Source organism: Streptomyces sp. ISL-87, from assembly GCF_018614095.1.
Taxonomy (GTDB): Bacteria; Actinomycetota; Actinomycetes; order Streptomycetales; family Streptomycetaceae; genus Streptomyces.
On sequence record NZ_JAGGOY010000016.1, the window covers coordinates 142296 to 152656 of the forward strand.

At 73.2% G+C, this 10361-nt stretch carries 10 protein-coding genes; 4 read left to right on the forward strand and 6 right to left on the reverse strand.

Annotation, left to right across the window (positions count from 1 at the left end; all coding sequences use genetic code 11):
- Positions 1 to 18 precede the first annotated feature (18 nt).
- The 6 genes from J7I97_RS05885 to J7I97_RS05910 all read right to left on the reverse strand — a co-directional run bounded on the left by J7I97_RS05885 (position 19) and on the right by J7I97_RS05910 (position 5392).
- The gene (locus J7I97_RS05885) at positions 19 to 957 is read right to left on the reverse strand and encodes an ATP-binding cassette domain-containing protein (RefSeq protein WP_308369285.1); all 939 of its coding nucleotides are present in this window, start codon (positions 955 to 957) and stop codon (positions 19 to 21) included.
- A gap of 37 nt (positions 958 to 994) precedes the next feature.
- Positions 995 to 1240, reverse strand: a complete 246-nt coding sequence (locus J7I97_RS05890) for an MbtH family protein (protein ID WP_214931326.1) — start codon at positions 1238 to 1240, stop codon at positions 995 to 997.
- 199 nt (positions 1241 to 1439) lie between these two features.
- A complete protein-coding gene (locus tag J7I97_RS05895) occupies positions 1440 to 3017 on the reverse strand; it encodes an amino acid adenylation domain-containing protein (RefSeq protein WP_214931327.1) in 1578 nt (525 codons plus the stop codon).
- Positions 3018 to 3069: 52 nt separating this feature from the next.
- Positions 3070 to 3852, reverse strand: coding sequence for a 4'-phosphopantetheinyl transferase superfamily protein (locus J7I97_RS05900; protein ID WP_308369284.1), 783 nt, complete (start codon positions 3850 to 3852; stop codon positions 3070 to 3072).
- Positions 3849 to 4703: an alpha/beta hydrolase gene (locus J7I97_RS05905; RefSeq protein WP_308369283.1), complete on the reverse strand. Its 855-nt coding sequence runs from the start codon at positions 4701 to 4703 to the stop codon at positions 3849 to 3851. Before J7I97_RS05905 ends, J7I97_RS05900 begins: the two co-directional genes overlap by 4 nt.
- A complete protein-coding gene (locus tag J7I97_RS05910) occupies positions 4700 to 5392 on the reverse strand; it encodes a tryptophan 2,3-dioxygenase family protein (protein WP_214931328.1) in 693 nt (230 codons plus the stop codon). The genes J7I97_RS05905 and J7I97_RS05910 overlap by 4 nt, the downstream gene beginning before the upstream one ends.
- A 375-nt stretch (positions 5393 to 5767) precedes the next feature.
- Here J7I97_RS05910 and J7I97_RS05915 point away from each other — a divergent pair, with 375 nt between their 5' ends.
- From J7I97_RS05915 to J7I97_RS05930, 4 genes are all read left to right on the forward strand, one after another.
- Positions 5768 to 5962, forward strand: a complete 195-nt coding sequence (locus J7I97_RS05915) for a hypothetical protein (RefSeq protein WP_214931527.1) — start codon at positions 5768 to 5770, stop codon at positions 5960 to 5962.
- A complete protein-coding gene (locus tag J7I97_RS05920) occupies positions 5959 to 8289 on the forward strand; it encodes a TOMM precursor leader peptide-binding protein (protein WP_214931329.1) in 2331 nt (776 codons plus the stop codon). Before J7I97_RS05915 ends, J7I97_RS05920 begins: the two co-directional genes overlap by 4 nt.
- A gap of 83 nt (positions 8290 to 8372) precedes the next feature.
- The gene (locus J7I97_RS05925; RefSeq protein ID WP_251049500.1) at positions 8373 to 9596 is read left to right on the forward strand and encodes a sensor histidine kinase; all 1224 of its coding nucleotides are present in this window, start codon (positions 8373 to 8375) and stop codon (positions 9594 to 9596) included.
- A gap of 141 nt (positions 9597 to 9737) precedes the next feature.
- Positions 9738 to 10346: a response regulator transcription factor gene (locus J7I97_RS05930; RefSeq protein WP_308363501.1), complete on the forward strand. Its 609-nt coding sequence runs from the start codon at positions 9738 to 9740 to the stop codon at positions 10344 to 10346.
- Positions 10347 to 10361: the final 15 nt, after the last annotated feature.

Sequence of the window (10361 nt, forward strand, 5' to 3'; positions counted from 1 at the left end):
GGCCGGCCGCCGGCCGGGTCAGGCCGGAGTGCCGGTGAGAGTGACGAAGACGTCGTCGAGCGTGGGCCTGCGCAGGGCGAAGTCGGCGACCTCCACACCCTCTTGACGCAGCTGCTCGGCGGCCGCCGCGATCGTGCCCAGGCCGTCGCCGACCGGGATGGAGACCACCCCCCGTCCGGTGTCCGCGGACGGCTCCGCCGCCGTGACCCGGCGCAGCGCAGCGACCGCGTCGGGGAGCCGGCCGGGCACGGCCACGGAGACCTCCAGCCGCTCCTCGCCTACTTTGCGCTTCAGCTCGTCCGGAGTGCCCTCCGCGATGACGCGGCCGGAGTCGATGACCGCGATGCGGTCGGCGAGGAAGTCGGCCTCCTCCAGGTACTGGGTGGTCAGCAGGACGGTGACGCCGTCCTCGACCAGGTCCCGTACGACCGTCCACAGACCCATCCGGCTCACCGGGTCCAGCCCGGTGGTCGGCTCGTCCAGGAACAGCACCGACGGGGTCGCGACCAGGCACGCGGCCAGGTCCAGACGCCGGCGCATGCCGCCCGAGTAGGTGCGGGCGATACGGTCGCCCGCGTCGGTCAGGTCGAACCGCTCCAGCAGCTCCTGGGCGCGGGCGCGGGCACCGGCCCGGCCCAAGTGCACCAGCGTGCCGATGAGTTCGAGGTTCTCGCGGCCGGTGAGTATTTCGTCCACCGCCGCGTACTGGCCGGCGAGGCCGATCCGGCGGCGCACCTCGCGGGCCTCCCGCACGATGTCGTACCCGGCGACGGTCGCGTGGCCGCCGTCCGGTTCGAGCAGCGTCGCGAGCATCCGCACGGTGGTCGTCTTGCCCGCGCCGTTCGGCCCGAGCAGGCCCAGCACGGTGCCGGCCGGGACCTCCAGGTCCACGCCGCCGAGCGCCTCGTGGTTGTCGTAGCTCTTGCGCAGTCCCTCCGCGCGTATGGCCATGTCCACGTCCACAGTTCCTCCTCCGCCCCGGACCGGCGCCGGATCAGGCGGCGGATTCGGTGGCGGATCCGGTGGCGGATCCGGCATCGGCGGCCGCGCGGAGGGAGGCCGGACGCATGTCCGTCCAGTGCTCCTCGACGTAGGCCAGGGCCGCTTCGCGGGGCCCCTCGGCGAGGGCCACCGTCCAGCCGTCGGGGCGCTGGGCGAAGGCCGGCCAGAGGGAGTGCTGGCCTTCGTCGTTCACCAGCACGAGGAAGGTTCCGTCCTGGTTGTCAAAGGGGTTCGACACGTCGCTCACTCCGTCATCCGAGTCGTCAGGGACGGGCGCGGCCCCCTGCCGTGGAACGGCAGGGGGCCGAGGCCCGCCCTGTGAGAATCCCGGACCGCTCTGACGGGCCGCTGAGCTGTGTCTGACGCTTGCGCGTGACGTCGTAACCCCTCGGGTATGAAATATTCCGGTTCCGCTTCCGAAGCCGCCTGCCGGGCCGTTACAGTCCGGCCCGGGCCCGGGTCGCTGCGATGTCGGTCTTGCCGTTCGCGTTCACCGTGATCTCGTCCACCACGTGCACCGCGCCCGGCACCAGCGCCGAGGGCAGCGCCGCGGCGAGCGTCTTGCGGACCAGCGCCGCGAACTCCTCCCCGGATTCCGCCGTGCCGGGCCGCGGCCCCTGCCCGCCGAGCCGTACGAACAGCTCCAGCGTGTCCACCGGCCCGCGCACGATGTCGAAGGCGGCGTCCGCCACCCCCGGCACGGCCAGGACGTGATGGCGCAGCTCGCCCAGCTCCACCCGGTGCCCGTTGACCTTCAACTGGTCGTCCCCGCGCCCCAGGTAGAGCAGCGCGCCCTCCGGCAGCAGCTCCACGGTGTCCCCGGTGCGGTACGCACGTGCGCCGGCCGGGCCGCCCAGCTCCGCCTCGTCGAGGAACCTGCCCCCGCCCGCGCCCCCGAGGTACCCGGCGGCGACCGCCCGGCCGGCGATCACCAGCTCGCCGTGGGCGCCCGGCGCGACCGGGCGGAGCTGCTCGTCCACCACGTACGCCCGGGTGTTCCAGGCGGGCCGCCCGATCGGCACGGTCGGCAGCCGCGGCACGCTCGCGCGGTCGAAGCGGTACGCGCAGCAGCCGATGGTCGTCTCGGTCGGCCCGTAGTGGTTGACCAGCCGGACCCCGTCCAGGCGGGAGCCGAGCGAGTCGATCAGCGCCGGGTCCAGGCCCTCCCCGCCGAACATCAGCAGCCCCGTCACCCGGTCGTAGCGCGGCGGCTCCGCCAGCACGTCGAAGAACCGGGCGTGCGAGGGGGTCATCTTGACGAAGGTGTACTTCGCCTCGGGCGCCCGCTCCCCGAACAGCGTGTCCTGGTCCCAGATCCCGGCGACCGTGCTGACCGTGCCGCCCTGGGCCAGCGGCACCCACAGCGAGGTCATCGCGAGGTCGAAGCCGAGGCTTCCGAACAGTGGGCTGCCGGTGCCGGCCCGGCCCACCAGGTCCCCGCACCAGGCCACGTAGTTGGCGAGCGAGCCGTGCTCCACCATGACCCCCTTGGGGGTGCCGGTGGAGCCGGAGGTGAACACGATGTACGCGATGTCCAGCGCCCGCGGCAGCGCCGGCTCCGGCAGCCCGGGGCGCTCCGTCAGCTCCCGTACGTCGATCACCGGCACGCTCAGCGCGGGCAGTGTCCCGGCCTGGCCGGCGCCGTCGTGGAGCAGCGCGGTAGGGGTGGCCCCGGCCAGGACGGAGGCGGTGCGCTCGCCGGGGTGGGTGGGGTCGATCGGGACGTATGCCGCGCCGAGGGCCATCGCCCCGAGGGCGCCGGCCACCGTCCCGGCGCTGCGGTCGGCCCACAGCGCGATCCGGTCGCCCGGGCCGGCCCCGGCCTCGGCGAGCGCGGCGGCGACGGCGAGGGCCCGCTGCCACAGCCGGCGGTACGTGACCTGCTCCCGGCCGGAGCGGACCGCCACGGCGTCCGGCCGGGTACGCGCGTGTTCGCGCACCAGCTCCACGATCGATTCGGCCGCGACCGGCCGGACCTCACCGGCGATCGAGCTGGGGTGGGGTGCTGAGACCATCGCTCCTCCTGTGGTTGGCCCATGCGCCGGTGTGCGGGCACGCCTAGGCAGGCTAGGAGCGCCCGATCGGGCCGGACCAGGCTCTTAAGCGCCTGGCTAATGTCTGCGGTCCACAGCTGCGGTCCACACCCTGTGGAGGAACGGCGACCACCGCGACCAGCAGCCCGCGCTCCGCCCCCCACCGCCCGCGCAGCCGCTCCCCGCGTACCGAGGCGGTGAACCCCCGGTCGGCGCCGTTGAAGGCCACCTCCACATCGGGGAAGCCGAGCCGTACCCGGACGTGCGGGAACCAGGCCTTGTACGCCGCCTCCTTGGCGCAGAACAGCAACCGGTCCCAGCACACCCCGCCGGCCCCGGACCCCGGCAGCGCGCCCCGCTCGCCGAGCGTGGAGATGGTCTCCAACACCCCTTCCCGCAACGGGCGATCCGGCTCCGCGTCAATACCGAGCCATCCCACGTCCACCCCCCGCGCCACGGCGGCGGCCCGGTAACCCCGGGTGTGCGTCATGCTCCCGACCACCCCGCCGGGCCAGCGCGGCACCCCGTCGGGGTCGGGCAGCAGCGGCACCTCGTCCTGGTGCGCCGCCGGGGGCGGCACTGTGCCCCGGGCGCCGGGCAGCGGCGCTCCGGCGTGGTACGGCGGCGCCACCGCGCCGGCCCTGGCGTTCAGGCTCCGCAGGGCCTGCCTCGCGCAGTGCCGGACCGTGGTGAACTCCCGGCGCCGGCCCGGCGATACGCCGGCCATCAGGGCCTCCTCCGCGGCCGGCAGCCGCCGCGGGGTGTCCTCGTACGCCTCCACGCCGACGGCCGTCCCGGGCAGCAGCGCCTGGATCACCCCCGGACCAGGCGGGCGACCGCCGCGCCGAGCACGGTGGACGGATCCGCGAGGTCGAAGGGCAGGTCGAAGTGGTGCCGGCCGGGGACCACCAGTTCCGTCACGTCCGCGCCGCCGGCCCGCGCCGCCGCGGCGAACGCCTCCTGCTGGCGTCCGAACGCCGAGGTCTCCCGCTCCCCGAGGGCCAGCACCAGCGGCGGCAGCGACCCCGCCCCCGCCGGGAGGCGGTCCAGCGGGCTGAGCTCGCGGGCCTCGGCCTCGTCCATGCCGAGCGCGTCGTTGACGTAGGTGTGCGTCAGCGGCTCCAGCGCGTACACCCCGCTGACCAGCGTCGCCGAAGCGATCTCGGCCGCCGGGTCCAGCCCGGCCGCCCGCCAGCCCGCCGTGTCGAGGAGCGCCGAGGCCACCAGGTGCGCCCCGGCGGAGTGCCCGCTGAGGTGCACGGCCCCCGGGGCGCCCGGCAGTTGCGCGCGTCCCGCGCAGATCCGGCGTACCGAGTCGGCGGCCATGGCCGTGATCGCGCGCATCCGGTGCCGCGGCGCCAGCCCGTACCCGAGGGCGGCGAACGAGACCCCGGCCGCCACGAACCGCGCGGCGCAGAACGCGGCTTCGGACTTGCTGAGCTCCTGCCAGTAGCCGCCGTGCACGAACACCATCAGCGGCGCCCCCGGCCCGGCCGCCGGGAACAGGTCCATCCGCTGCTCCGGCAGCGGCCCGCACGGCAGGTCACGGTGTACCCGCAGGGTGTCCCGCGCCCGCGCGCTGTCCGCCGCGTACCGGGCCAGATGGTCGCCGAGGTCGGGGACGAGCGAGCTGGGGGAGTAGTCGAGGTCGAGACCGGCCGCGCTCACGCCAGTTCCGCCCAGACCTCGGGCAGCACCCGCCGGCGGGCCGCCATCCACAGGTACGAGGCCCCGTCGGAGCCGGCCGTACCGGTGCTGCCGCCCAGGAACCGCTCGGCGAGCACCGCGTGCCGGGCCCGCCACATCGCCATGGCCTCGTCGAAGTCGAGCAGCACCCGGCGCGCCGCGTCGGCGCTCTCCCGGTCCGGCCCGGAGGCCGCGTAGTCGCGGTACGCCTCCTGTACGGACCGCTCCTCCAGCCTGGCCCGCAGCCGGTCCCGCTCGGCCGGGCTGAAACCGGCGGTGTTCAGGAAGCGGGTGTCGCGCAGCCCGCAGAGGTACTCGATCTCCCGGAACTGCGCCGACTGGAACCCGCTGGCCTCGCCCAGGGCGGTCCGGATGACCTCGAAGGCCGACGGGGTGAGCGTGGCCAGCCCGTCGAACTGCCCGATCAGGGTGCGGAAGATGACGGGAAGCGGGGCCGCGCGGCGGGCCGCCAGCACCCCGTCCCCGGCGTCCAGGGCCTCCCGTACGGCCTCCAGGTGCCGCAGCACCACGGCGAAGAAGATCTCGCAGGACTGGTGGGTGGCGAGGAACAGCACCCGCTCCACGTCGTCCTCGCGGACGCACGCGGCCTCCAGGAGCTCTTCGAGCCGCAGGATCCGGCCGTACGGAGGGGCGTCGGAGGTGGCGTTCACGTGGGCCTTCTTCCTCGCAGAGACATGTCGTCTGCGAATGCACGGGGGATATGAGACGGCAGGCGTGGAATGCGAATGGGAGCGTAATCAGCCGGAGCCGGGGCAGCATCGTCATCAAGCGCTCACTTAAAAGGCCGCCCACATCCCACGGCGGTCCACGCACCGGTCCACGCAACGGTCCACGCACCGGTCCACGCACCGGCCGTGACCGCGCTCGCCCCGCCCCCGGGGCGCCCCCGGCCGGGCCGCCGCGGCCATGTGAAATCTTCATCTCGCGGTGGTGAGCGCGGCACTGTCAGGGATCAGCCATTCCTCGCAGAATCGTCGTCGAACGGACAGGAACTGCTAGACGACGACCAGAGGGAACTCACCGCAATGACCTGCACTTCGGCCGGCTCCCGTACCCTTTCCACCGCATCCGCCCAGGTCCCCGCCCGTTCTCTCGGACGGGGTCTGGTGATCGAGAATCTGGAACTGCTGCCCGACCCCACGACCGTCCTGTTCACCGTATGCGCCGTGACACAGGTCGCGGGCCCGGTGGACCCGAGCGCCGGACGGCTCGCGGCATGACCGCTGCCGGGAGAGAGCGGGGGACGGCCCCGCTGGCGGAGGACGACGTACTGGTGGGCTTCAAGTCCCACCTGTGGCCGATGGTCGTGCCCGACGACGCCGCCTACCTGGTGTCCCGCCGCGGGGTGACCGCCCTGCACGGCGCCGAGGCGGAGATCCTCGTACCGCTGCTCGACGGGACCCGCACGCTCGGAGCCGTCCGCCGGGAGGCCTCCACGGACCTGGGACCCGACGACGTCGAGGCGGCCCTGCGGGCCCTGGCCGGCGCCGGGCTGATCCGGTCCATCCCCCCGGCGGGGGCGGCGGCCGGCAACGCCGACGCCGAGGCGTACTTCGACCTGGCCGGGCTGGACGGCGGCCGGGCCGCCGCCGCGCTGGCCGGATCCGCGGTCACCGTCGAGGCGCTCACCGGTGTCGACGCGGAGCCCGTGGCCGAGGCCTGCCGGGCCTCCGGCGTCACGGTCACCGAGGACCCCCTCGCCGCCGGTCTCGCCCTCGTCCTGTGCGACGACTACCTCTCGCCCGGGCTGGCCGACGTGGGCGCCGCGCACCGCGCCGCCGGGCGCCCGTGGCTGCTCGCCAAGCTGTGCGGGACGGACCCCTGGGTCGGCCCCTTCTTCCACCCCGACTCCGGCCCCTGCTGGCACTGCATGGCCGTACGGGTACGCGGGCACCGCCACTCCGAACTGCCGGTCCGCCGCGCGCTCGGCCTGGACGGGCCCGTGCCACGGCCCCCGGCCGGGCTGGCCGCCGGGCTCGCCCTCGCGGCGAACCTCGCGGCCCTGGAGAGCGCGAAGTGGCTGGCCGGGATGCGCACTGCGGAGCAGGGGCACATCCAGACCCTGGACACCGTCCGGCTGCGGACCGCCTCGCACCCCGTGAGCCGGCTGCCCCAGTGCGCCGGCTGCGGAGACCCCGGGCTCGTCGCCCGCCGGGGCCGCGCCCCCTTCGTGCCCGTACCGCGCGCCAAGGCCGTGTCGGCCGGGGGCGGGGACCGCGCCCTGAGCCCCGCTCAGATGCTCCAGAGATACGGGCACCTCGTCGACCCCGTGACCGGGGTGGTGAAGGAGATCCGCCGGACCCCGGGGACCCCAGATTTCGTCAACTCCTACATATCCGGGCACAACCTGGCCATGGAATCGGCGACCTACGCCGGTCTGAGCTCTGGCCTGCGCGCCCTCAACGGCGGCAAGGGCCTCACCGACGAGGAGGCGCGCACCAGCGCCCTGTGCGAGGCCGTGGAGCGCTACAGCGGCACCCGGCACGGGGACGAGCCCGTCGTACGGGACTCCCTGCGCGGCCTGGGAGCGGTCGCCCTGCACCCCAACGCCTCCCAGTTGTACGACCGCCGTCAGTACGCGGAGCGGGAGTACTGGAACGCGCAGCACTCGCGCTTCCACTACGTGTCCACCCCGTTCGACGAGAACCGGCCCACCGACTGGACCCCGGTGTGGTCGCTCACCGAGGGCGTCCAGCGGCTGCTGCCCACCTCGATGCTGTACTTCGCGCGCGGTGACGCCCGTCCGGCGGGAACGCCGGGCGCGCCGGCGGACGGCCTGTGGGCCGACTCCAACGGCAACGCGGCGGGCAGCAGTCCGGAAGACGCCCTGATACAGGGCTTCCTGGAGCTGGTGGAACGGGACGCGGTCGCATTGTGGTGGTACAACCGCACCCGTCAGCCGGGTGTGGACCTGGCGGCCTTCGACGAGGAGTGGATCGGGCGGGTCCGGGACGGGTACCGCCGGGCGCACCGCGAGGTGTGGGTCCTCGACCTCACCTCGGACCTGGGGATTCCGGTCATGGCGGCGCTGTCCCGCCGTACCGACAAGCCCGAACAGGACGTGATCTTCGGGTTCGGGGCGCATTTCGACCCCAGAGTGGCGCTGCGCCGGGCACTGACCGAGATGGGGCAGCTGCTGCCTGCCGTGTCCGGCGTACGGCCGGACGGTTCGGGCTACCGGATCACCGATCCGGAGCCGCTGTCCTGGTGGCACCTGGCGACCGTGGCGAACCAGCCGTACCTGGCCGCCGATCCGACGGTGGCGCCCCGGACCCCGCGGGACTGGCCGGCGGTCCCGGGCGGGGATCTGCGCGACGATGTTCACAGGATTACCGAACTCGTCAGTAATAAAGGGATGGATCTGCTGGTCGTGGATCAGACCCGACCGGATTTAAATCTTCCAGTTGTGAAAGTAATCGTTCCGGGTCTGCGGCACTTCTGGGCCCGATATGCCCCGGGTCGCCTTTTCGACGTCCCCGTCGCCCTCGGCCGGCTGACCGAGCCCACGCCATACGACCAGCTCAACCCCATCCCGCTGTTTGTGTGAACCGTCAATTTTCACCCCCCTTTCACGTCGCTCGCCTATGCTCGCGATGGGCCCGAAATCCAGGATGCCGAAGGGGGATTGACATGACGCACCGCCACAACTCCGCGGGTGAAGTGGCGGAGGCGGTGAGAGTCGAAGGCATTCTGCGGCGCAGCCGGGATCTGCCCGCCCCGCGGATGGCCGAGGTCATCCTGATCGTCGCGATCCTCTGCTACGTGGGCATCACCACCCTCAACATCGTCAGCGCCGGGGTCGAAGGCCCCGGCCTGTTAGTCGCCCTCGGCTCCCTGGGCGCTGTCTTCGGGCTCCAGCTTCTGCACTCCCGCCCCGGCGCGCGGCACGCCCCCGCCGCGCGCAAGGCACTGACCCTCGGGGTCCAGGCCGCCTTCACCTACCTTCCGCTCATCACCCTGAAGACGCAGTGGGGGGCGATGGCCGGATTCCTCGCGGGATCCTTATTGCTGCTCCTGCCCGCCGGCCTGGGCTGGGCCCTGTACGGGCTGGTGGGCGTCAGCATGCTGGTCCCCCCGGTGATGGAGGGCCGGCCGGCGATCGACAGCGTCTACCTCGTCCAGACCACCCTGCTGACCGGACTCGTCACCTTCGGGCTGAGCCGGCTGTCGGAGCTGGTCCGGGTCCTGCACGAGAGCCGGGGCGAGCTGACCCGGGCCGCCGTGACCCGTGAACGGCTGCGCTTCGCCCGGGACTTGCACGACCTGCTCGGCTACAGCCTGTCCGCGATCACGCTCAAGGGCGAGCTCATCCACCGCCTGATCCCGGCCCATCCGGCCAAGGCCAGGGCGGAGATCGAGGACGTCCTGGCGATCTCCCGCCAGTCGCTCGCCGATGTGCGCCGGGTGGCCAGCGGATACCGGGACATGTCCCTGGAGGAGGAGATCGGCTCCGCCCGCTCGGTGCTGAGCGCCGCCGAGGTCGAGGCGGTCACCGACATCCGGCTGGGCGGGGTCAGCCGTCCGGTGGACACGGTCCTGGCGACCGTACTGCGGGAGGCCGTCACCAACGTGCTGCGCCACAGCCGGGCCGTCCGCTGCGAGATCACCGCCGTCGAGAAGGACGGCCTGATGACCCTCTCGGTCACCAACGACGGTGTGAGCGAGGGCTATCGGGACACCTCCCCGCACAGCGGCAGCGGGCTGGGCAACCTGGAGCTGCGGCTCCAGGCGGTGGGCGGCGTGCTCACGGTCGACCGGGGCGCCGGCCGCTTCCGGGTGGTCGCCCAGGTCCCCGCGCAGGGCGCTCCGGGCCCCCGCGAACCGGAGGACGAGCCGGCCCGGCTGCCCGCCTGACGGCGTCCTGACGGGATACCGAGAGGAACCTGACCGGATCCTGACGGGAGATGCGACTTCGGCCAACTGGTAGCCGAATCCAGCCCCCTTGGTATGCTCAACGTCACAAGATCGACCGCGCGGACGGGGGAGCTCGCAACGGTGATCAGAATTCTGCTGGCCGAAGACATGAACATGGTGCGCGGAGCGCTCGTCGCCCTGCTCAACCTCGAGGACGATCTCGAAGTCGTCTGCGAACTGGAGCGCGGAGACGAGATTCTCGCCGCCGCCCTTGAGGTCAAGCCCGATATCGCGGTCATCGACATCGACCTTCCCGGGCTCGACGGACTCAGCGCCGCCGTGCAGCTCCACGAGAACATCCCGGAGTGCCGGACGCTGATGCTCACCAGCCTCGGCCGCCCCGGCACCCTGCGCCGGGCCCTGGCCGCCCAGGTCTCCGGGTACCTGCTCAAGGACGACTCCCCGAAGGAACTCGCCAGTGCCATCCGCCGGGTGGTGGCCGGCCAGCGGGTCATCGACTCCAAGCTGGCCCTGGCCGCCTGGAGCGGCCTGGAGAGTCCCCTGACGGACCGCGAGACCGAGGTGCTGCGGCTCGCCGCCCAGGGGTCGGAGGCCACCGAGATCGCCGCGGAGCTCCACCTGTCCACCGGGACGGTACGGAACTACCTGACGACCGTCGTGGCGAAGCTGAACGCGCGCAACCGGGTCGACGCCATCCGTATCGCCCGTGACGCGGGCTGGCTGGTCTAGTGCCGTGGCCGGAAA